General features: G+C 60.5%; 23 protein-coding genes and 5 pseudogenes. 17 read left to right on the top strand and 11 right to left on the bottom strand.

Features of this window, described 5'->3' with window-relative positions:
- Positions 1–5 precede the first annotated feature (5 nt).
- Complete coding sequence (locus AU14_RS07350) at positions 6–698, bottom strand: anti-sigma factor (protein ID WP_041339961.1); 693 nt, start codon at positions 696–698, stop codon at positions 6–8.
- A complete protein-coding gene (locus tag AU14_RS07345) occupies positions 695–1,252 on the bottom strand; it encodes a sigma-70 family RNA polymerase sigma factor (RefSeq protein ID WP_041339951.1) in 558 nt (185 codons plus the stop codon). Before AU14_RS07345 ends, AU14_RS07350 begins: the two co-directional genes overlap by 4 nt.
- A gap of 154 nt (positions 1,253–1,406) precedes the next feature.
- On the opposite strand from AU14_RS07345, the gene AU14_RS22730 reads away from it, so the two are divergent.
- From AU14_RS22730 to AU14_RS23750, 6 genes and pseudogenes are all read left to right on the top strand, one after another.
- Positions 1,407–2,408 (top strand): DUF4331 domain-containing protein, encoded by a 1,002-nt coding sequence (locus AU14_RS22730; protein WP_269079123.1) that lies wholly within the window; start codon positions 1,407–1,409, stop codon positions 2,406–2,408.
- Positions 2,381–3,004: a DUF4331 family protein gene (locus AU14_RS22725; RefSeq protein WP_269079122.1), complete on the top strand. Its 624-nt coding sequence runs from the start codon at positions 2,381–2,383 to the stop codon at positions 3,002–3,004. The genes AU14_RS22730 and AU14_RS22725 overlap by 28 nt, the downstream gene beginning before the upstream one ends.
- Positions 3,005–3,028: 24 nt before the next feature.
- Positions 3,029–3,265: a hypothetical protein gene (locus tag AU14_RS07335; RefSeq protein ID WP_041339949.1), complete on the top strand. Its 237-nt coding sequence runs from the start codon at positions 3,029–3,031 to the stop codon at positions 3,263–3,265.
- Positions 3,249–4,187: a tetratricopeptide repeat protein gene (locus AU14_RS07330; protein ID WP_236744521.1), complete on the top strand. Its 939-nt coding sequence runs from the start codon at positions 3,249–3,251 to the stop codon at positions 4,185–4,187. Before AU14_RS07335 ends, AU14_RS07330 begins: the two co-directional genes overlap by 17 nt.
- Before the next feature lie 271 nt (positions 4,188–4,458).
- The gene (locus tag AU14_RS21055) at positions 4,459–4,893 is read left to right on the top strand and encodes a hypothetical protein (protein ID WP_236744520.1); all 435 of its coding nucleotides are present in this window, start codon (positions 4,459–4,461) and stop codon (positions 4,891–4,893) included.
- A 35-nt stretch (positions 4,894–4,928) separates the two neighbouring features.
- Positions 4,929–5,593 (top strand): annotated as a pseudogene (locus AU14_RS23750) (HupE/UreJ family protein).
- 50 nt (positions 5,594–5,643) lie between these two features.
- On the opposite strand, the pseudogene AU14_RS07320 reads toward AU14_RS23750, so the two are convergent.
- The 3 genes and pseudogenes from AU14_RS07320 to AU14_RS23250 form a co-directional block, all read right to left on the bottom strand.
- A pseudogene (locus AU14_RS07320) lies at positions 5,644–6,253 on the bottom strand (hypothetical protein).
- 123 nt (positions 6,254–6,376) lie between these two features.
- Entirely contained in the window at positions 6,377–7,537 is a 1,161-nt protein-coding gene (locus AU14_RS07315; RefSeq protein ID WP_330217971.1) for an amidase, read from the bottom strand.
- Positions 7,489–7,869 (bottom strand): amidase family protein, encoded by a 381-nt coding sequence (locus AU14_RS23250; RefSeq protein ID WP_330217970.1) that lies wholly within the window; start codon positions 7,867–7,869, stop codon positions 7,489–7,491. The genes AU14_RS07315 and AU14_RS23250 overlap by 49 nt, the downstream gene beginning before the upstream one ends.
- Positions 7,870–7,935: 66 nt before the next feature.
- Between AU14_RS23250 and AU14_RS21040 the strand changes: the two genes are divergently transcribed.
- The 3 genes from AU14_RS21040 to AU14_RS07305 are packed head-to-tail and all read left to right on the top strand — an operon-like array spanning position 7,936 to position 9,802.
- Positions 7,936–8,340 (top strand): hypothetical protein, encoded by a 405-nt coding sequence (locus AU14_RS21040; RefSeq protein WP_236744516.1) that lies wholly within the window; start codon positions 7,936–7,938, stop codon positions 8,338–8,340.
- A 14-nt stretch (positions 8,341–8,354) separates the two neighbouring features.
- Positions 8,355–9,047 carry a lysozyme family protein gene (locus tag AU14_RS21035; RefSeq protein ID WP_236744515.1) on the top strand — a complete coding sequence of 231 codons (693 nt, stop codon included), beginning with the start codon at positions 8,355–8,357 and terminating at the stop codon, positions 9,045–9,047.
- Entirely contained in the window at positions 9,038–9,802 is a 765-nt protein-coding gene (locus AU14_RS07305) for a sulfite exporter TauE/SafE family protein (protein ID WP_041339947.1), read from the top strand. Before AU14_RS21035 ends, AU14_RS07305 begins: the two co-directional genes overlap by 10 nt.
- Before the next feature lie 20 nt (positions 9,803–9,822).
- Here AU14_RS07305 and AU14_RS07300 read toward each other — a convergent pair whose 3' ends face one another.
- Entirely contained in the window at positions 9,823–11,928 is a 2,106-nt protein-coding gene (locus AU14_RS07300; RefSeq protein WP_330217969.1) for a sensor domain-containing diguanylate cyclase, read from the bottom strand.
- Positions 11,892–12,143 carry a hypothetical protein gene (locus AU14_RS23245; RefSeq protein ID WP_330217968.1) on the bottom strand — a complete coding sequence of 84 codons (252 nt, stop codon included), beginning with the start codon at positions 12,141–12,143 and terminating at the stop codon, positions 11,892–11,894. Before AU14_RS23245 ends, AU14_RS07300 begins: the two co-directional genes overlap by 37 nt.
- A gap of 223 nt (positions 12,144–12,366) precedes the next feature.
- On the opposite strand from AU14_RS23245, the pseudogene AU14_RS07295 reads away from it, so the two are divergent.
- The 8 genes and pseudogenes from AU14_RS07295 (at position 12,367) to AU14_RS07260 (ending at position 19,181) form a co-directional block, all read left to right on the top strand.
- A pseudogene (locus AU14_RS07295) lies at positions 12,367–13,160 on the top strand (MotA/TolQ/ExbB proton channel family protein).
- Positions 13,147–13,548 (top strand): ExbD/TolR family protein, encoded by a 402-nt coding sequence (locus AU14_RS07290; RefSeq protein ID WP_041339944.1) that lies wholly within the window; start codon positions 13,147–13,149, stop codon positions 13,546–13,548. The pseudogene AU14_RS07295 and the gene AU14_RS07290 overlap by 14 nt, the downstream one beginning before the upstream one ends.
- On the top strand, positions 13,545–13,955 hold the full coding sequence (locus tag AU14_RS07285; protein WP_041339942.1) for an ExbD/TolR family protein: 411 nt from the start codon (positions 13,545–13,547) through the stop codon (positions 13,953–13,955). Before AU14_RS07290 ends, AU14_RS07285 begins: the two co-directional genes overlap by 4 nt.
- A complete protein-coding gene (locus AU14_RS07280; RefSeq protein ID WP_041339939.1) occupies positions 13,952–14,662 on the top strand; it encodes an energy transducer TonB in 711 nt (236 codons plus the stop codon). Before AU14_RS07285 ends, AU14_RS07280 begins: the two co-directional genes overlap by 4 nt.
- Before the next feature lie 322 nt (positions 14,663–14,984).
- Positions 14,985–15,832 (top strand): annotated as a pseudogene (locus AU14_RS07275) (formate/nitrite transporter family protein).
- An 85-nt stretch (positions 15,833–15,917) separates the two neighbouring features.
- The gene (locus AU14_RS07270) at positions 15,918–17,633 is read left to right on the top strand and encodes a bifunctional protein-serine/threonine kinase/phosphatase (RefSeq protein ID WP_041343743.1); all 1,716 of its coding nucleotides are present in this window, start codon (positions 15,918–15,920) and stop codon (positions 17,631–17,633) included.
- Between the two features lie 210 nt (positions 17,634–17,843).
- A pseudogene (locus tag AU14_RS07265) lies at positions 17,844–18,361 on the top strand (Hcp family type VI secretion system effector).
- 37 nt (positions 18,362–18,398) lie between these two features.
- Positions 18,399–19,181: a SprT family zinc-dependent metalloprotease gene (locus AU14_RS07260; RefSeq protein WP_330217967.1), complete on the top strand. Its 783-nt coding sequence runs from the start codon at positions 18,399–18,401 to the stop codon at positions 19,179–19,181.
- A 7-nt stretch (positions 19,182–19,188) separates the two neighbouring features.
- Here AU14_RS07260 and AU14_RS21030 read toward each other — a convergent pair whose 3' ends face one another.
- From AU14_RS21030 to AU14_RS22710, 4 genes are read right to left on the bottom strand one after another with little or no spacing between them, the layout of a single operon-like run.
- Positions 19,189–20,088, bottom strand: coding sequence for a molybdopterin dinucleotide binding domain-containing protein (locus tag AU14_RS21030; protein ID WP_236744514.1), 900 nt, complete (start codon positions 20,086–20,088; stop codon positions 19,189–19,191).
- The gene (locus tag AU14_RS22720) at positions 19,992–20,660 is read right to left on the bottom strand and encodes a molybdopterin oxidoreductase family protein (protein WP_269079121.1); all 669 of its coding nucleotides are present in this window, start codon (positions 20,658–20,660) and stop codon (positions 19,992–19,994) included. The genes AU14_RS21030 and AU14_RS22720 overlap by 97 nt, the downstream gene beginning before the upstream one ends.
- The gene (locus AU14_RS22715; RefSeq protein ID WP_269079120.1) at positions 20,645–21,070 is read right to left on the bottom strand and encodes a molybdopterin-dependent oxidoreductase; all 426 of its coding nucleotides are present in this window, start codon (positions 21,068–21,070) and stop codon (positions 20,645–20,647) included. The genes AU14_RS22720 and AU14_RS22715 overlap by 16 nt, the downstream gene beginning before the upstream one ends.
- 29 nt (positions 21,071–21,099) lie before the next feature.
- Entirely contained in the window at positions 21,100–21,510 is a 411-nt protein-coding gene (locus tag AU14_RS22710) for a molybdopterin-dependent oxidoreductase (RefSeq protein WP_269079119.1), read from the bottom strand.
- Positions 21,511–21,526 lie beyond the last annotated feature (16 nt).

Genomic DNA, 21,526 nt, shown 5'->3' with positions numbered 1-21,526 from the left:
CGGCGTTATAGCTCATACAGTTTGGTTACGTGCAGAATTGGGCCGGTGGGAGCGCCCGTCGGAGAACCTCCCAGGGGCTCCAGACTGATCGCCAGGGTTCGGCTTTGGGACAGCGCAGTCCGAGCCTCGTCAGTCAACGTGACCTGATGTACGCCACCGGCCGGGATTACCCCGAGCGATAACGGCTGACCGTCCTCCGGCACGATCCAGAGCTCGTAATCCTTGCCCGCATCAGCCGCGCTGGCCGCAATCGAACGCAATTTCAGCAACCGGTCCGGCCCGGACTCACTGACCAGCCAGAGCGGGTCACTGACATCAGCCTGGACAATCGCGCCAGAAAGCTGGGGCGCCGGCGCCGGCTGCTGCACAATCACCACCGCCAACATCACCGCGGCGGCTGTTGCCACCAGACTCCAACTCGGCCATAGCCAACTCAGCCCTGAACGCGCTTGCTCGCCGGACTTGGCCGTGTCTGGCCAAAGCCGCCGTTCAATCGCCTGCCAGGCTGATTTGGGCGGCTCCACCGGCGGAACTTCCGCAGACAGCTGGCCCAGTTTCTGTTCCCAGTACCAAACCTCCTGACGCACCCGGCCCGATTCCATCATCCAGCGCTCGAACCGACGACGGGCCCGACCATGCAGAGAGCCCAGCACATACTCTGCCGCGAGGCTCTCAATACGTTCCGTTGTCATTTTCATGTTTCGAGACACCTCTTGAGGGCAATCAAACCGCGCCGAATCCAGCTCTTGACCGTTCCGATCGGAGAACTCAACGCCTGCGACAATTCGTCGTGGGTGAGGCCCTTGTAGTAGGACAGCAAAATGCTGTCCCGTTGCACGTCACTCAGTTCCTCCAGACACCCGGTCAACTGGGTGGCACCGGCACTGCGAAGCGATTCATCCAGCGGACCGGCCCGCTGGTCCTCCACATGCTCCAACTGGTCTTCGCCCGCGTGTTGTCGAACTTTTCTGGCGCGCATCAAATCCAGGGTCCGATAACGAGCAATGGTCATCATCCAGCCCAAAGGCGTGCCGCGATCACTGTGATATTCACGGGCGTGATGCCAGATCTGAATAAATGTCTCCTGCAAGGCTTCTTCCGCCAGTTCCCGCTGCCCGGCCAGCTTCAGGCAAACGCCGTACATTCGGCCGGAAATCAGCTCATACATTTGCTGGAACGCACGTCGGTCCTCGTGGGACACCGCAATCAAAAGGCGCATCAGGTCATCCTGACTGGCGTCATTTTGAGACATTTCAGCTCCACTTATCGTTGTTTTGGGTACGCGCCGACTCTCGGGTGAGATGCAGCACATGAATTTAAATATTTTTTTAGCCGGGTGTGCATCTATCTCACGAGGCCGTCCGTTGCTTCTCTTGCACAACCCAACAATAGACGAGGAACACGCAATGAACACAGCCACCAAACGCTCGGCCCTCGCAGTCGCCGTAGCGGGAATCTGTTTAGGCGCCAGCCTGAGCCAGGCGTCCAGCCACCGGGAAGCTCCGTTTATCACCGAAGTTCCAAAAGTGGACGGTACTGATTTTTACATGTTCCGCAGTTATGAGACAGGCCGCGAGGGTTTCGTGACCCTGATTGCGAACTACCTGCCTCTTCAGGATGCTTACGGCGGACCGAACTATTTCGATCTCGATGAAGACGCGATTTACGAGATTCACGTCGATAATGATGGCGATGCGGTTGAGGATGTTACGTTCCGTTTCGACTTCGAGACCGTCAACCAAGACTTCACTCTCAATATCGATGGTACTGACGTTGCCATCCCGCTGAAAACCGCAGCAGCTCTCGGGCCAGACGCGACCGCGGATGCCAATAATCCTGCGCTTCAGTCTCGTCAAACCTATTCCATTGACGTTATCAGGGGCGACCGTCGTACCGGGACTGTTCAGGCAGTAACGGATATGTCAGGTGGCACCGATTTCAGTAAGCCGGCTGACAACATCGGTTCAAAAACCATTTCCAAATATACCGATTACGCAAAGAGTCACGTAAACGACATCAACATCCCGGGCTGTGGAATGGGCCGTGTCTTCGTCGGACAACGGCAAGAGGCCTTTGCGGTTAACCTGGGCGAGATTTTCGACCTGGTTAATCTACCACTCGAAGATGTCGCAGGGTTTAATGGCCGTGGCACTGACCCTAATTCCAACCTCGACATCTTAAACGACAAGAATGTCACCTCGTTGGCCATCGAAGTACCGATCGAATGTCTAACAGCAGGCGGCGAACCGGTCATCGGGGGCTGGACTACGGCGAGTCTGCGCCAAGCTCGGTTCTCAATCCCGAACCAACCAAATTCACCGATACTGATATGGGCAAAGGTGCGACTGTCGAGGGCGGAGCTTACACTCAGGTCTCCCGCTTGGGTTCACCTTTGGTCAATGAAGTAGTCATTGGACTGCGTGACAAAGACAAATTTAATGCCAGTGAACCCAAGGACGACGTAAACAACTTTGCTTCCTATGTCTTGACCCCAACCCTGCCGGCATTAGTAGAAATCCTGTTTGGCGAGCAAGCTGACAACGCTGGTTTCCCGGGAGCTGCCGATGCGCCTACCGCATTCCCGCGAGCAGACCTGATCTGGGCGTTCCTGAACGGTGTGCCAGGCTTGAACCGTCCCAGCGGCGAGGTCACTTTAGGCGAGATGCTGCGACTGAACACGGCCATCGAACCGACCGTCGAGCAACAGAACGATCTGGGCGTGATCGCAACCGATGGCATGGGCTCCTTGGGTGACCTAGCAGGCTTCCCGAATGGTAGACGCCCAGTTGACGACGTCGTTGATATCGCCTTGCGTGTGGCCATGGGTGTCCTCTACGCAGATCGGTTCAACGCCGTACATCCGGACTTCGAAAGTCTAATGCCCGGCGATGCCACGGCTCGAGACACGGAATTCACAGACAAGGCGGTCACAGCCAGCCCATTGCTGGCCGAATTCCCTTACCTCGCCCACCCGATTGCCGGTTCACCCAACCCGCAACGTTAACCTTAGGTGGATGAGGAGAGAATCATGAAGAAAATGCTCACTATCTCAGGCTTATTAGCCGGAGTTCTGTTGTTGGGAGGCTGCGCCGACGGCTCCAGCAATGGACTTGAGCGGCCGGATCCGTCGGTTGATTTCACCACCTTCGTTAAAGCGGAGATCGCCAATACCAGCGATACCCGTGCGGCGGTGGAGATCAACGACACGGACTTCAGCTTCAACGATGAAAACAATCCACAGGCCTACGATGACCTGTTCCGTTAAGACGACCCTTCGCCGGAGCGACATCCGTCGCCATCCGGCGATTTCCTTCCCTGCCCTCCCGGGCAGGGCTTTTTGGCTTGGGTTCAGCCTGGCCGGATCACTGCTGGCAGCACCAGCATTGATTGCCGCGCCGAACCCAATCCAAAACGATTTCTCAGACGATGCTGTGCTGGCAACGCTTCCGGAAGTGTCGCCCAACCTGAGTTCTGTTCCAGAGAATGTCAATGAGCTGGCTGATGAAGTTCAACAGCTGATCGAACAGGCCCGGGAGACCGGCGACCCCCGATTCCTGGGCTACGCCGAGCGCTTGCTGCAGGACTGGCCGGAAGCTGACTTTAACGATCGGCTACGAGTTCTGCGCGCCACCCTGGCCCAGAGTCTGCACCGCTTCGATGCGGCCCGGCAGGATCTTGAGCAGGTCCTGCAAACCACCCAACAGCGTCAGCAGCAGATTCAATCCCGGCTGACCCTGGCCAATCTTGAACTGGTGCAGGGCCGCTATATCAAAGCCCAAGAGCACTGCCAGGCGCTGGCCGATGTTTATCCAGGACTGATTGCAGCCAGTTGCCTTGCGCAAACGGAAGCCCGAACCGGCGGTGCCGAATCCGCCTACCGAAACTTGCGAGCTCAACTGGCCTCAGCCACCAATGCCGACCTAACCAGCCGGTTTTGGGCCGAGGGCACACTCGGGGATCTCGCGGCACAACTGGGCCTCGACTCCGCGGCAGCCCACTGGGGCAACGTGCTCCAGCAATCGCCCGAAGACCTGTACACCCGGGCGCAACTGGCAGATTGGCAACTACAGAGCAGGAACCTCCAGACAACGCTCGAACTCACAGAGGGCTATGACCAGGTCGACGCTCTGGCAGTCATCCGCGCGATTGCCCTGCGCGAAGCTGGGCCCCGGAGGCAAAAACACTGACGAACTCTCTACGGGAACGCTTTGCCGAAGCCCAATGGCGCGGCACCCTGCTGCATCAGCGGGATTTCGCCCGTTTTCAACTGGACATTGAAAACCAGCCGGCGCTGGCCCTCAAGCATGCACTGGCAAACTGGGAAACCCAGCGTGAGCCCCTGGATACTCGCTTGGTATTGAGAGCTGCCCACCAAGCAGAAGATCAGCCTGCCTTACAGAAACTGCGCCAATGGCTGGCAGAGTTTAATCAGACTGACCACCGTTATCCGGAGGCACCGTGACGGTCCTGCGTGCTCCCATATTAATGCTGACTATGTTTCTCTGGCTGCTGACACTGGCCAATCCGGTGCTGGCGCATAAAGCCAGTGACAGCTTCATGTACCTAGACACCGACGCCGGGCAGTTCCGGATCGACGTGGCTCTGCGGGACCTGGCTTTGCTGGTTCCTCTGGATTCCAACCGCGACGGCGAGGTGACCGGGGGAGAGTTACGCCAGCATAGAGGCGCTATTCTAAACGCCGTAGAGGCCGGGATTACGCTGTCTTCCGGCAACTCCGCTTGCGCGCTACAGGGCCAGCAGTGGGGCATCAGCCAGCACAGTGATGGCGCCTACGCCGCCACCAGGTATCAGGTGCTCTGCGCCGACGGCCAGGCCCCGGACCGCCTTGAGTACCGCCTGCTGTTTGAGCAGGACAGCCTGCACCGCGGCTGATTCAGATCAGTACCGGCGACGCGTCATCGCTGGCAGTGGCCGGGCCAAACAGCCAGACGGTGGATTTGCGCCCCTCAGGCACGTCAGGACTCTGGCACAACTTCATCACGTTTCTCTATGAGGGCGTGGTACACCTGCTGATCGGCCTGGATCACATCCTGTTTTTGCTGGTGCTGGTGCTTCCAGCCAGCCTCGCTCGTAACCACTCTGCCACCGCAGCCCGGCGCCGGTTGCCCTCCCGAGCGCAGGTCATCGAGCTGGCCGCCGTGGTCACCGCCTTCACGGTAGCGCATTCGATCACCCTGCACTGGCGGCCCTGAAGATCGTGAGCCTGCCCATTGCCTGGGTGGAAACGGTGATTGCTGCATCGATTGTAGTGGCGGCCGTGAACGTCGTCTGGCCCTTACTTGGGCGTAAAACCTGGCCTCTGGCTTTCGGCTTCGGGCTGATTCACGGCTTCGGCTTTGCCAGTGTGCTGTCGGACCTGACCTCTGGCACCGCCAATCTGGCCGTCGCCCTGGCAGGTTTCAATGTCGGCGTAGAGCTTGGTCAACTGGCACTGTTGGCTATCTGTTTCCCGCTGCTCACTCTGCTGGCACAGACAACACCGCTCTATCAGCGGGCGCTGGTTCCACTCACCCTGCTGGGAGTCATTGGCATCAGTCTGATGTGGGTGTGGGAGCGCGTACCGGCCGTCTAGCGGGTAGCTAGAGGCCGGGACAGGTTGAGCATGGACTTGACTGACATTGCTTAGTGAAGCGCTCTCAGCTCTCTGGGGTAAAGGGCTGCGCTGACTTCCGGTTCTTCAAGAAGATCAGCCAGTTCCCGATCGACGTCAGATTCCTCGCCTTCATCGGGCAGTGGCTCGAACAAGGTGCTGAGCCAGGCCGTAACCGACGGGGCTTCGTGCCGTTTGTAGTCGGTGGACAGCGCCTTGATTCGGCGAAAGCGACAATGCGCTGATGCTTGGGATCCCGAATCTGCTCGAACCCCCGCCAGTACACATGATCTCGGGTGTGCAGCTGGACGAATAGAGTATCGATCGGGCTGTTATCGGCGGCGTCTGCATCAGCGTCGGCATGCTCCGAATCGCTGTCCGGCGCCATTTCCGGGTTTTTGTGACGAATGGTGGTCCAGGCTGGGTACAGCACGGCCACTGCATCCGCTTCCACATGCTCGCGGGCGGCGCGGAGGATCAGTCCCCAGCGGGCCTTGTCGGCATCGGTTTCAAGGGAGTTAATGGGCAAGTCGTAGCTTTGTTCACTGGACAGGACGATAGCATCATCGGGGCATCTAGCTCCCCCATTGCCTCGGCCTGTGCTACTGATACCAGATCATCGATTGCCATCGGTTGGTTCATAATACGCTCGCCTCCTCGATGCCATCAGGGTCGTTCAGGAAGGAAGGAACCTTCCTGATTGACAGCATAGCCTGTTCCGAACACAAAGATAAACGTGGAGTTGCCCCAACCGGATCACAACCCCTAGCCGTCGAATGCGTTCTCCAAGCGCTCGTATTGACCAAACCACGGGCTCGCTTCTTCCAGTTGTGCCGCCAGTTGCAGCAGCCGGGCTTCATCGCCGTGGCGGCCACCAAACTGCACCCCAACCGGCAAACCGGACTGACTCCAGTGCATGGGCACCGACATCGCAGGGGTACCCGTCAGGTTAGCCAGCTGGGTAAACGGGGTGCGGGCCAGGCTCTCCATCGCCATCTGATCCACCTGGCCGGTGCGGTGCACCAGCTTCCCCGCTTTCAGCGCCAACATCACTTTAGCCGCCAGTTTCAGGTGCGCCGGTGTATCCAGTTCGCTGATCCGGGCCGGAAGCTGACCGGTGGTCGGGCACAGATAGCAATCGTAACGGCCAAAGAACGTGCCCAGGGCACGGGAAAAGTCGTTCCAGCGCTGCCGGCGCCGGACGTAATCAGACAGCGGCATGGTGTTGCCCAGCATCCCGATCAGCCGGGTATCCAGCTCGAAACTGTCGTCCCCGGCACCAAACTCCTCGCGAGCCCGGGCCATCATCGCAGACACCTCGCCAAAGTAGAGCCCGAGGTAACAGCGGGCCAGCGCCATGCCGTCGTAATCCGGGCGGGCGTATTCCACCGAGTGACCCAGATTTTCCAGCACCCGCGCCGTGGCTTCCACTGCGGCGACGCAGTCGGGTGCCACCTCGGTCCCGTAGGGCGAGGCCGTGAACACACCGATTTTCAGGGTGCCTGGAGACTGCTGGATCAGATCCCGATACCGGCCCTCTGGCGCCGGGATTTCAAACGGATCGCCGGGGGCCGACCCACTGAGGACATCCAGCATGGCCGCGCTATCGCGAACCGTGCGGCTGACCACGTGGTCAGAAGAGGCGCCCGTCCAGGCCTCGCCTACCAACGGGCCACTGGAAATGCGGCCCCGGGAGGGCTTGAGACCAAACAGGCCGTTGTAGGCCGCGGGAATGCGAATGGACCCGCCGCCATCGTTGGCACCGGCCATGGGCACCACGCCGGCAGCCACCGCCGCACCGGAACCACCACTGGAGCCACCAGGAGTGCATTCGGTTTGCCATGGATTACGCGATGGCCCCCACAGCTCGGACTCGGTCACCGCTTTGAGCCCGAATTCCGGAGTCGCGGTGCGACCCAGGAACACCAGGCCGGCCTCCCGGGCACGTCGGACAAACTCGGAATCCTGGGAGCAATATTCCGGGTCAGGCCCCGGCTGCCATAGGTGCAGGGATGACCCGCCTGCTCCTGGGCCAGATCCTTGAGCAACAGCGGCACCCCGGAGAACACCGACGACGCCGGAAACTCCTGCTCCAGGGCTTCCGTGAACTGGGGGTGGCAGATGGCGTTCAGCGAGCCGTTGACCCGGGTTGCCCGGTCTATAGCCGCCTCACACACTTCCCGGGGCGTTACTTCGCCACGCTGGATCAAATCTGCCAGTGCGGTAGCGTCATACCTCAGATATTCTGATTGCTTCATGAGCGGTTCCGTTTGTTATTGTGGTCTCGGGACGGTCACGGATTTTCGAATATGGATTGGAGAGTCATGAGCTTACGACAGCTCTGTGTGTTTTTCACCCTGATCTGGGCGACGCTTGGCACCGCCAACGCCAACCCGGAAAAAACCGCCACCAGTGACGACTGGACCCAGGTGGTTCGAAGCTCGCCCTACTGGGTCAGCCAGGGGGTCTACAGCAACGTGTTGACCATTCGCGGCTGGGTACTGAAGGAAACCGGTTACTGCGCCAATGCCGATCGCCACATCCTGTTTGATATGCGGGGCCAGTTTCTGGCTGGATCAGCGATGGCGCTGATCGTGACGAAACCCAGGCCCGGCTTAACGACACCCGGCAGACGCTGTTCGATGATAACCGCACCGATACCTGGCTGCCTGGCAAAACAGGCCAGACCGGCTACCCCTTCGCCCTGGCCTGCAACCAGCCACACCTGAACCTGGATGAGGCGGTGGCCCGCTACCTTGGCACCTTGCCTTCGGAGCGTATCTGGGGTGCCTGGGACGATCTGAATTTCGCCTCCAGCGGCCAGCCGGAATCCCTCCACAATGCTCTTCGTTATGTAGCCCAAACCCGTCAGGACCAGAATCGCCTGGACCTGCCGCGGGAGCTGCCCCTGTACCTGGCGGGCCAGATCCTGATCGAAAGCGGAGGCCAGGCCCGCGCCCATTCCGTCGCTAATGCCCGGGGCATTCTGCAGCTGTCACCCTCGGCGCTGTCCGATTGCCGGATCAAACCACGCAACTACTGGCACCGTCTGGCGCAGATCGACTGCGCCCTGCGCCTGATGAATCAGAATGCCCGCAATCTCGAGCCCGCATTTGCCGAGCGCTTTGGCCACCTGCCCGAGACCAAGCAACAGCGCCTGTTCACCCTGCTGCTGATCCAGGCCTACCATGGCGGTGCGGGCCGGGTTGAGGCCCTGCTGACCGACGACGCCCTGGCCAAGCCCGCAGCCTACTTTGCTGAACATCATGACCGATTCACCGCCGGCGACATTGCCTTCGGCATGGTGTTCCATAACCTGGGCCGTGATCGCCTCGGGCTGGCCTCCCTGTATTATGTGGCCGACGTGCAGCTGGCCACGGAAGCCCTGTGCCGCTCCCCCCGACTGAACACCACGGACTTCTGTGTATGGAAATAGCTCTCCTGCCCGACAGCCTGAGCCTTCCGGTTGCGGCTTTCCTGTTGGCCTGCTCGGTCCTGACCTCGATGATCACCGCCAGCCTGGGCGCCGGCGGCGGGGTACTGCTGCTGGTGCTGATGGCCAACTGGATGCCGCCTGCGGCAATCATTCCGGTGCATGGCATGATCCAGCTTGGCTCCAATGGCGGCCGCGCTCTGCTGACCCGGAAACAGGTCGACTGGAAAGTGATTGGCACCTTTGCGCCGGGTGTACTGGTGGGTGCGGCCCTGGGGGCCTGGCTACTGGTCGATCTGCCGGCCTCTGCCTGGCAACTGACCATCGCCCTGTTTGTGCTGTTTCTGTGCTGGGGACCGGCCCTGCCGAAGGCCTCATTTGGTAACACCGGGATATTTCTGGCCTCGGGCCTGACCAGCTTTGTCAGCCTGTTTGTGGGCGCCACCGGGCCACTGGTTGCAGCCTTTATCAAACAGATTCACCGGGACCGGTTCACCACCGTCGCCACCTTCGCCACCGCCATGACCCTGCAGCACGCGCCCAAGGCGCTGGTTTTCACGGTAGCGGGATTTGTGTTCCCGGATTGGCTGCCCTTCATTCTCGCGATGATTGCCAGTGGCTTTGCCGGAACCTGGCTGGGCCTGCACGTGCTCAAGTCACTCAGTAACCGGTGGTTTCACCAGGCCTTCAATCTGATCTTAACTGCTCTGGCCGCCCGGCTATTGTGGCAGGCCGGCCAGTCCTCAGGCTGGTGGTAAGCGTCAGGACGGAGCTGGCATCACCACCACGGCGTTGCGACCACGGGACTTGGCGGTGTAGGAGCCTCATCGGCCCGGGCCATGACTTCCCGCGGCCCGCTGTCACCGGGGGCGAGTTCGGTCAAACCGATACTGGCGGTGACACCAAAACTTCGACCGTCCTGCTCGATCCGTAATTCCTCAACCCGCGCCCGGATGCGCTCAGCCAGAGCCTCCGCCCGCTCCAGCCCACACATGGGCAGGATAATGCCGAACTCATCACCACCCAGCCGGGCCACAGTATCCGACTGTCGAACCGTGTCCTTGAACAGGTCGGCCAGACGCTTGAGCAGGTCGTCCCCGAGCAGGTGACCACCCTCATCGTTTACCGGCTTGAAATGATCCAGATCGATCAGCATCAGCACCGAGCGGGCAGTTGGCTCGGTCACTTCTGCCTGGCATTTGAGCAGGGACGCGGTGAAAGCCCTGCGATTGAGCAGGTGGGTCAGGCTGTCGTGGGTGGCTTCCCAGGACAGGCGCTCTTCCTGGCGACGCCGTTCGCTGTCATCCCGGATCACGAACACCATGCGTTCGTTATACCGGCCCTGACGGACATGAAGCACGGTCAAGTCGATATCGTACCGGCCGTCTTTGCGATTCTTCAGGGTGGCGTACAAGCTGTCGATGTCGCCACCAGTCAGAAAATCATTGTGGGTCAGAACCTTGTCGTCACTCTGTATCTCCACCAGATCAAAGAAATTCTGCTGGGCACAGTCGCCTTCGGCGCCGAGGAACTGGCAGGCAGTCTGGTTGGCGAACCGGATCCGGCCTTCAACATCCACCATCAACACGCCTTCCTGCAGCACACCGAGGATGTTTTCGGCGCGTTGTTGCTCCTCGCGCAGAGCCTCTTCCGCCTCGAGTTCCCGGGACACGTCTCGAACTACGGTAATGCTGCCCAGGGTCTTGTCCGGTGTTTCGATCACCGAGGTCATCACATCGCCCCAGATCAGATCCCGCTCGCCGCGGCTGGGTATGCGGAATCGACCCCGAAACACCTCTTTGTTCCTGAGTGACTGCTTCCAACCACTCAATACTGCTTCCCGATCTGCCTCGAAGACGCCCTCGATCAGATAAGTATGCTGAAGTTCCGACGCTGGCCGCCCAATAAGGTTCTCAAAGGCCGGGTTAACGAAATCGATGCGGCCAAGGACATCGGTCTGGATAATGCCGATCGGTGCGCTCTGGGTTACGGAACGGAAAAAAGCCTCCCGCTCCGCCAGCGACGTCAGCACATCTTCCCGCTCGTCCATGACGGTATTGAAAATCTCAGCCACCCGCCGGATTTCCCGACCACCGGTAACATCCACTGGCACGGCACGAACCCCAAGGTGTCGTTCATTGATTTGCTGACCCAGAACCTTAAGCGGCGCCATCAGCCGTCGGAAACGCCAGAGTGCAATGGGTGTTACAACGCCGAAAACACCCAGCAGCGTCCACAGAAAGGCATCGGTCATTCGGGTGATGGGTGCGAAGGCTTCCCGGGCCGGCCAAACAGCCGCTACAAACCAGGGCACTTGAGCCATTTGCTGGACCGACATGATGGTGCGGTCACCGTCGCCATTGCGGGTTTGCCGGGTGCCTTCAAAACCTTCCATGGCGTCCTTGAGCACCGGATTACCAACGCGCACAGGCGCCATCACCTGCCCGCTTCGGCCGTGGGCGAGGGTGATTCCGCTGCGGGTGGCAACGCCCAGGTACCCGGTCTCGCCAATTCGAAGACTGGCAACGTCTTCCATGAAATTCTCACCACTCAGCAGCAAGGCGCCACCGAGCATACCGATGAATTTCTGGCGATGATCGAAGATCGGCGCAACGATAGTAATCGCGGGCTGGTCCTGATAAATCGACACGTAGGGTTCGCTAATAACCGGTGTCAACCGCTGGGATGCGTCTTGAAAATAATCACGATGACTTAAATTAGAGCCGGTCAGATCAAGATCCGGGAGATTTTCTGCAAGAACATTGCCCTTGGAATCAATCAGGTAAATAGCATCAAACAGATGTTCGAGAGCATATTGTTCGCCAACAAGGACACCGGAACGCGCCTTTAGCATGGTTTCGTCCATGGTAAAGCTGTGGGCCACATGCTGATCGTTTCCAGCCGACGCCCTAGCTTGTCATCCAGCTCACCGGCAACCAGTTGCGCAATGGTTGCTACCTGGTTTTTTGCCTGCTGCTCCAGCTCACTCTGACTGAGCACCGCCCCCACTACAGTAACGACCAGCGCTGACAACAGGGTGAAGCAAATCACCAGCACCACCGCACGGTTCACTAGACTCCCGAGCCAGCGTCTAATCATCGTTATCTTCCGGCGTTGAGTGCTTGGGGGTTGGGATTGGAGTTGGTGTTAGGGTTGGGCTAATCAGATCGTCTCCGCAGCTGACCACGTTGTGGTTGGGCTTGGTGAATTAAGGCTGGCGCCGGGCATTTTAGCAGAGCTGGGTCGATTGTCAGATTACACCTTGCAAACGCATTGATAAGCGTTATCATTTGCATCTGAATTTATTTTTGCGAGGCTGCCCATGCCAGATTCTTCCCTGTTCTCATCAGCCGAGCCCTTCACCGGCCCGCTAGCCCAGCTGTTTGAGATGGGCGGGCCGGTGATGATGGTGCTTGCCGCCCTCGCAGTCATCGGGTTCGTAACCTTCCTTTACCTGATGCTGATCGGTGCTTTCTACGCACCACGCCTGACTCGACAACTGAAACGCTTCATGACGGTTTGGCAACAAACACCCGCTGATGCCGAGCCCGAGACGTTCCGGCAGCAGGCCAGCGCCGTCGGTCGCCTGAATCCGTTGCTGCCGCTGGTACTCGATACCGCCAAGGCCTGCCAGGAGCAGCGCGACCCGGCCCGCATCAGGCGACGGCGGCCCGGGATGCACAGGAGGCTCTGCAACCGTTTGAAGCTCCGCTGAAGATCATTGAGGTGATTGCCGCGCTTGCTCCGCTACTGGGGTTGCTGGGCACGGTAATGGGCATGATCGACGCCTTTGGCGCCATGGCGGCATCCGAGGGCCGTGCCAACGCGACGCAACTGAGTGGCGGCATCTACGAGGCTTTGACCACCACCGCTGCTGGCCTGGTGATTGCCATCCCCTTTGCGGCCCTGGCCGCCTGGATCGAATTCCGGCTGCGCCGACTGCACGCCACCATCAACAGCACCCTGGTGACTGTCCTGAATGGCGCTGACGGCCTTGAGCTCGCAACAGCCGGTCCGAAGGACGAAATGAGGCCGGAAACCGGCACCGGAGACAGCAGCGAGCCACAGGATTTTGCGGCACGCAGTCGACAGCGCCTGGCCCATGCAACTGGTTGAACCCCGGCCCAGCCGACCCATTCCCATTCGCATGACACCGCTGATTGATGTGGTGTTCATCCTGCTGGTGTTTTTCATGCTGACCAGCCGTCTATTGCCCGTGGGCTCACTGGAACTGGCCAATGCCACTCCGGACCAGCGCACCGAGGCAGGTGAGCCGATACCGGAACTGACCGTTGGCAACGACGGCCGGGTGCTCTGGGAGGGAAAAGGACAATCGTTTGAACTGAACGAGCTGATCCCTGCCCTTGCCGCAGAAGAGATCAGCGAAGTCACTCTGGGCACCCACCCGCAAACCATACTGGGGCAGTTCACCCAGGCCCTGACCCGTCTGGACGCCGCCGGCATCGAAACCCATTGGCAACGACAATCCGAACAGACCCCATGACCGACCTGCTTCCACCACCGTTCAGCTCAGGCAAGACCTTGATGGAGCGCGTGGAAGATGCGCTATTGCCACTGATCAATCTGGTGTTCCTGCTACTGATGTTTTTTATCGTAGCCGGCCAGATTGCCGATGAACCGCTGCCCGAGCTGCCCACGGCCGAGATCGGAGCGCAGCAACAGGAGCCCCGGGCCGATCTGTCGGTGACCAGCAGTGGCGACTGGAAGATCGCCGGCCAGGTCCTGAACAAAGAACGCCTGCTTGCATCACTGCCGCCGGCAGACCCGCAAAAGCCGCTGACCATCGCTGCGGCCGAAGGCTTGGCCATGGCCAAACTGGAGAGCCTGTTCAGGACCCTCGAGAACGCCGGCCACACCGAAATCCTGCTGTTAACGGAACCGGGCTCATGAGACCCACGCAGGGATTGATCAAGGCTGGACTGTTGCTGGTGGCGGTGGTGACCGCTGGGCTGATCCTGCTGTTCGCTCTACCCCAACAACCGATCACCCAACTGGCAATGGGTGAGGCGACCAGCAACACCGCTCCGGCGGTTCGCATCAGTCTGGCCCCACAGCAGGAACCCGAACCTGAGGCGCCCCCCGAGCAGCCATCAGAGCCGGAGCCCCAGCCAAAACCCGAACCAGAACCAGAACCAAAGCCAGCACCGAAACCGGAGCCTGAGCCAGAACCGGAGCCAAAGCCCGAACCGGCTCCGGAACCGCCGGCCGAAACCAGCCCGCCGGAATCATCAGTAACCACAGCCACGGACATTTCCGAGAGTACCGAACCACAAAACCAGCAGGTACAACTTGAAGCGGGCAGTTCCGCCAGAATCGACGAGTACCTGAACCAGCTCAGCCGGCATCTGAGCCAGCATTACCAATACCCCAGACGGGCACGTCGGTTGGGACAGGAAGGCACGCCACTGGTGGTCTTCAGTTTCGATCGGGAGGGGGAGCTGCTGGAACTGCACTTGAAAACCGGTTCTGGCCACCAGCTGCTCGATGACGCCGCCCTGGAGATGCTCAGAGACGCCGAACCCCTGCCGGCGGTGCCTGCCAGAATGAATGGTCAGAGTTTCAGCTACGCTCTGCCCGTCCGATTCCGTCTGCGTTGAGACTGAACTGAACTCAATCGAACCAGAAGGCAGCACTGACCTGAAATTACGCACTGAACGGGTGCATGCCACCGTGCGAGAAGGCCAACGAGCCACTGTAAAAAAACAAACCGCCCTCCGTAAGCCCCTGAACCTAATAAGCTTTAAGCTTTACCCCACGACCCTGGCACAGTCCCTGCAACAACCAGATCAGTAGAGCCAACGTGGGCTCTGCTCACAGCGACAGCATCATTTCAGACAACGGCGTCTGCTCTTCACCCTGCACAGGCAGCATTAAAGGTGGTGAGCAGCGCCGTTTTTTTGTGGGCCAGAGGAACCAGCTATGTCTTATATTTTACCTTCCGAGTTCGCCACCAAGATGGTGGACGCGGGTGAATCCAAGATCTTCATGTCCACCCGTGACACCCTGATACGTGCCTTCATGGCCGGTGCAATCCTGGCTCTGGCGGCGGCGTTTGCCATCACCGTTGCGGTTCAGACCGGGGTGTTCCTGATTGGCGCCATCCTGTTCCCGATCGGTTCTGCATGCTGTACCTGATGGGCTTTGACCTGCTCACTGGCGTGTTCATGCTGACCCCGTTGGCACTGCTGGATAAGCGCCCGGGCGTTACCCCCAAGGCCATTTTGCGCAACTGGGGCTGGGTGTTCCTGGGTAACCTGGGCGGTGCCCTGACCGTTGCCTTCATGATGGCGTTCATCTTCACCTATGGTTTCAACACTGACCCGGGCGCTGTCGGCGCCAAGATCGCCAGCGTGGGCGAAGACCGCACCCTGGGTTACGCCGAGTACGGCGCTGCCGGCTGGGCCACCATCTTCATCCGCGGCATGCTGTGCAACTGGATGGTGTCCATGGGCGTGGTTGGCGCGATGATCTCCACCAACGTCAGCGGCAAGGTACTGGCCATGTGGATGCCGATCATGCTGTTCTTCTTCATGGGCTTCGAGCATTCCATCGTGAACATGTTCCTGTTCCCGTCCGCCATGATCATGGGCGGTGAATTCTCGGTCATGGATTACCTGTGGTGGAACGAGATCCCGACGGTGCTGGGTAACCTGGTAGGTGGTCTGGCCTTTACCGGACTCACGCTCTACAGCACCCACGTACGCACCGCGCCCAAGCGCCCGGCACCTGCGGCCTTTGACGACTCAGCACTGGCCAACCGTGCCTGAACCCTGTCCTGATCCGGCCACCGCACAGGCCGGAACGCCCCCGCCGGTATCGCTACCGGACGGGGGCAAACCCGTTTCAGCACAACTGGAAATCACCGTTGGCCAGTATTCAGACCGCGGACTGAAAACCGCCAACCAGGATTTTCACGGTCTGCTGATTCCTGACCCGCTGCAGCGGGCAACCAAGGGCATCGCGGTAGCCATAGCCGATGGCATCAGTTCCAGCAATGTCAGCCAGGTGGCGAGTGAATCGGCGGTGGCCGGCTTTCTCAGTGACTACTTCTCCACGCCGGAAACCTGGTCGGTCAAGAAGTCGGTGCAGCGGGTGCTGCTGGCCACCAACGCCTGGCTCCACGCCCAGACCCGACGCAGCCAATACCGGTATGATCTCGACCGTGGCTACATCTGCACTCTGAGTGTCCTGGTGCTGAAATCAACCACCGCGCATGTGTTCAACGTGGGCGACTCGCGGGTCTACAGGGTTCACGACCGGGCCCTGGAGCAATTGACCACGGATCATCGTCTCTGGCTGTCCCGAACCGAGAGCTGTCTGACCCGCGCCATGGGCATGGACCACCAGCTGGACATTGACTACCAGCAGGCTCCGCTGCAGGTCGGCGACAGATTCCTGCTGGCCACCGACGGGGTTTATGAACCTCTGGCAGAAACCGAAATCCTGGAACGGCTGCAACGGCACCCGGATGATCTGACCGCGGCTGCCAAAGCCCTCGCAGCGGCTGCTCTGGCCGCTGGCAGTGACGACAACCTGACGGTGCAGATCATCCGCATCGATAACCTGCCAAAGACCCAGCAAGCGGGCGAGCTGAGCCGCGAACTGAGCCAGCTGCCCTTCGCCCCGGAACTGGCCCCGGGACGATCCTTCGACGGCTACCGTATTCAACGCCAGATCCACGCCAGTGGCCGCAGCCACGTATTCCAGGCGGTGGATGAGGCGACCCAGACACCGGTGGTGATCAAGATCCCATCCACGGATCTTCGTGACGATCCGGAATACCTCGAACAGTTCGCCACCGAGGAGTGGATTGCCCGTCGCATCTCAAACCCTCACGTAGTAAGGCCTTTCGCCCCGGACAGGCCCCGCAGCTGGGTCTATCTGGTGACCGAATTCGTGGAAGGCCGAACCCTGAAACAGTGGATGCTGGATCACCCGGCGCCTGCCCTGGAGACGGTTCGCAATCTGGTGGACCAGATCGGGCGGGGCTTACGTGCCTTCCACCGGCTGGAGATGGTGCATCAGGACCTGAAACCCGAAAACATCCTGGTGGATGCAGCCGGCACCGTCACTCTGATCGATTTTGGCGCCACCCGGGTCGCCGGCCTTCAGGAAATGACCGACACCGATACTGGGCATTATCCCCGCGGAGCAGCGCTTTACAGTGCACCAGAAACCATGCTGGGCGAACCCGGCAGTTGGCTCGCCGACCAGTTCTCCCTGGGAGTCATCACCTATCAGTTGTTGACCGGTCAACTGCCTTTTGGCGCGGAAGTGCCAAAAATACGCAGCCGCAGTCAGCAACGCCGACTCACCTATCAATCGGCCCGGCCCTACCGGGAAGATGTCCCGATGTGGGTGGATGACGCCCTGGCGAGGGCACTCCATCCCGAACCGCACCGCCGCTATCCGGCACTGTCGGAATTCCTGCACGACCTCCGCCAACCCGGCACTGACTGGCAGAGCCGGCACCGCCCCCCCTTGATGGAGCGACACCCCGTCGCCTTTTGGCAAAGCCTGTCAGCGCTACTTCTGCTGGCCTTACTGGCCGCCCTGGCATTCGACTGAGTCCGGCCGGGCAAGGTTTTGCCCAGTCAGCAAGTCCTCGCTCAACCCTCGGGCATCGTCTTGCCTGGCACCGGCCAAAGCCAACACAGAATTCACCTTAACCACTGTTTTATATGGCCTTTATTTCACTGGCACGGAGTTTGTAGTTGTTTGGAAGTCCAGGGAAGACCCATAGGGACACTCATTCAATCACACGTCATGGAGCAGACAATGCCAACTCCTTGTTATATCAGTATCGAAGGGCAGACACAGGGCAACATCACCGCCGGCGCATTCACTTCCGACTCGGTCGGCAACATCTACGTGGAAGGTCACGAAGACGAAGTGCTGGTACAGGAATTCAGCCATGTTGTGACCGTGCCGACCGATCCGCAGTCAGGCCAGCCGTCCGGCCAGCGCGTGCACAAGCCGTTCAAGTTCACCTCTGCCCTGAACAAGGCCACACCACTGATGTACAACGCCCTGGCTTCCGGCGAAATGCTGCCCAAAGTAGAGCTCAAGTGGTACCGCACCTCCGTTGAGGGCAAGCAGGAGCACTTCTTCTCGACCATCCTGGAAGACGCCACCATCATCGACATCCAGTGCAACATGCCTCACTGCCAAGATGCCGCCAGCGCGGACTTCACCCAGTTGGTCACCACCTCCCTGTCATACCGCAAGGCACCTGGGAGCACGCAGTGGCCGGCACCTCCGGCGCTGACGACTGGCGCTCGCCGTTCGAGGCCTGATCCAAGCGCGTTGCCATCTCCACATCGGCCAGCTTCAATGCTGGCCGATGTGGTTTTGCGCCGGCCCCGGGAGCGGGTATCATCAGCGTCGATATTCCCGACAAAGCATTTGCTAGATGGCTCCTTGATGACCCGTAACCAGGCCCGGCAACTCGGCCAACTGATGTGCGACACCACCTACGACATACTCTGGCAACCGGCCACCGGCTGGCTGACAGACCGCCTCCCAGGCAGTTCCCTGCAGTGTCGTGTCGGTGCCGGCCAGGCCACCTACCACCGCTTTGATCCCCAGCGAAAACAGCACCTGATTACCTACGGCGTGCGCATGGTCGAGGCCAAGCAACAGCCAGACACCGCCCATGGCTGGCTGTCCAGCCGGGAGATCCGGAAACGGGGTTATTTCGACGGCCAGCTGAGCCCGCTGAACCTGCTGGCGCACACCTGCTGCCACGAGTTCGCGCACCTGCTACAGCAGAACGCCGGCAAACGCTTCCGGGGTTCGGTGCACAACCGGCATTTCTACGAGATTCTGGATGAACTGCACGCCTGTGGTGGGGCTGGAGCGGTGCGGCGGTCTCTGGCCATCCGTGCCGCCGACCGCGGCATGGCGCTGTCGACAGATCCGTTCGAACTGCCGGATCCGGTTGTAGCACGCAAACACTGGCAGGTCGGCGAGGTAGTGAGCTTTGGAGCAGGCACCCGGGAGATTCAAGGTCGGATTCGCCGGGTCAACCGGAAGACCTGCACCATTGAGGGTACCGGCCGGTCTGTAGGTTTGCGCTACCGGGTGCCCTTACCGCTACTGCGCAAAGCCGGCTGACCAAAGCTCAGGAAACTTCGGCCGCTTCCGGCGCCGGATGTTGGCTCAGCAAACCGCGCAATTCCGGGATGCAGGAGCCGCAGTTGGTGCCGCACTTCAGGGCCTGACCCAGCGCTTCCACACTGCCTTCACCGGCCTGAATCGCCTTGGCTATCTGCTTTTCCCCTACCTGGAAACAGCTGCACACCAGCGCGCCGGTGTCTTCGCTGTCTACCGCCCGAGCCGCAAGCAAGCACTGACGTTGCTCCGGGCTCAGGCACTCGGCTCCAAAGCACTGATCCAGCCAGGCCAGATCCGGCAACTCGGACGCACTCGATGCCACCAGCAGAATCGCCTGCAGCTGACCATCAACAATTCTGGCAGCCCGAAACCGGCCGCAGGCGACATCACCCATCACCACCTGAGCCGCACCGCCCAGCCAGACATCCGCCTCCCGTTCCCAATCGACCGGTTGATTACCCGCCAGCCACCAGCTCTCGCTGTGACTCAGCGGCTGCCGGGCCCAGTAACCCGAGGGACTGGCCAATTCCGGCTGCCATCCGCTGGCCGGCCGGCGCATCACCCGGGCGTGCCAGCGACTCGGCAACGGTTGCAGGCTGGCGACGCCATGCTTGCCCTCGGGCTGCCCGGATACCGGGTCGGTCACTGCCATCATCAAATCAGTCGCGGTGCCCCGGGAGGCAAACTGGCGGTTCCAGTGAATGGGCACAAACACCTCGCCCGGGCGCTGATCCGGCGTCACCCGAATCCGGCCCACGTATTCGCCACCGTTGCGTCCTGTCAGCCGACCCAGTTCGCCCTCGGCCAGGGTCAGCGCCTCGGCATCGTTGGGGTGCACCTCAATAAACGGCTCCTGCCGGTGGGCGAGCAGCTCGGTGCCAGGGCGGTCCGGGTCATGGTGTGCCACTGATCGCGAATCCGGCCCGCGTTTACCACCAGCGGCTGGGCCGGCGAGGGCTGTTGGCCCACGCTCACCGTGTGGATCGGCACCATGCGAGCGCGACCGTCGGGGGTGGCAAAGCCGCCCTGGCCAAAAAGTCGGCGGGTGCCGGCAATCCCGCCCTCCGGCGTGACTGAAACTGGCCATTGCAGCGGTTCGAATTGATCGTACTCGGAGTCGGACAGGGTTTTCAGGCAATCGATATCAAACTGTCGGCAACCACCGCTGGCCTGGACGGCGATTCCGGAAAGAGCAGCGTGCTCGCGAAAGATATCCGCCGGCCTCTGGTAGCCAAACGCCTCGCCATAACCCAGCTCCCGGGCCACGTTCGCCATGATCCACCAGTCCGGTTTCACCTCGCCGGGCAGGGGCAGGAACGACCTCTGGCGGGAAATGCAGCGCTCGGAATTGGTCACCGTGCCGTCTTTCTCGCCCCAGCCGGCGGCGGGTAACAGAATGTCGGCATACGCGGTGGTGTCGGTCTCGGCCATGCAATCGGAGACAATCACCGTGGGACAACGCGCTAATGCCTCGCGCACCCGGTTCGACTCCGGCAGCTAACCGCCGGGTTGGTACCCATGACCCAAAGCACCTTGATCTCGCCCCGATGCACTGCTTCGAAAAGCTCCACAGCTTTCAGGCCAGGGCCCTTAGGAACTCGCTCGGTACCCCAGAACCGGGCCACACTGTCCCGGGCACCCGGACTGTCGTAATCCATGTGGGCTGCCAGAGTATTGGCCAGCCCGCCGACTTCGCGCCCGCCCATGGCATTAGGCTGACCGGTCAGGGAAAAGGGTCCGGCACCCGGCAAACCAACCCGACCGGTGGCCAGATGGCAATTGATAATGCTGTTGCACTTGTCCGTTCCCGCTGAGGCCTGATTGATGCCCTGAGAAAAACCGGTAACCGTTCGGGGAGTCTGTGCATACCAGCGGTAGAAGGTTTCCACATCGGCTAGTGGAAGATCGCACTGCTCAGCTACCGAACTGACTGAGGCGCCGCCTGGGTGGCCGCCTCCAGGGTTTCATCAAAGCCATGACAATGGCGGTCAATATAGCGCTGGTCCAGGCCGTCGTTTTCCGCCAGCCACACCAGCAGGCCGTTGAACAAAATAGTGTCGGTGCCCGGCTTCAGCTTCAAGTGCAGGTCCGCCAGCTCGGAGGTAGCCGTCCGGCGTGGGTCGATCACCACCACCCGGCGCCCGGCCCGGCTAGCCGCTTTCATGCGCTGATACAGTACCGGATGGGCCCAGGCGGCGTTGCTGCCAGCCAGTACCAGCAGATCCGCCAACTCCACATCGTCATAGCAGCCGGGTACACAGTCTTCCCCGAACGCCCGTTTATGAGCGGCCACCGCGGAAGACATGCACAGGCGGGAGTTGGTATCCACATGCGGTGTGCCGACA

It is taken from the genome of Marinobacter similis (assembly GCF_000830985.1).
In the GTDB taxonomy this organism is placed as follows: domain Bacteria; phylum Pseudomonadota; class Gammaproteobacteria; order Pseudomonadales; family Oleiphilaceae; genus Marinobacter; species Marinobacter similis.
Note: the sequence above shows the minus strand (reverse complement) of the source record. Positions and strands in the feature narration are given on the sequence as shown.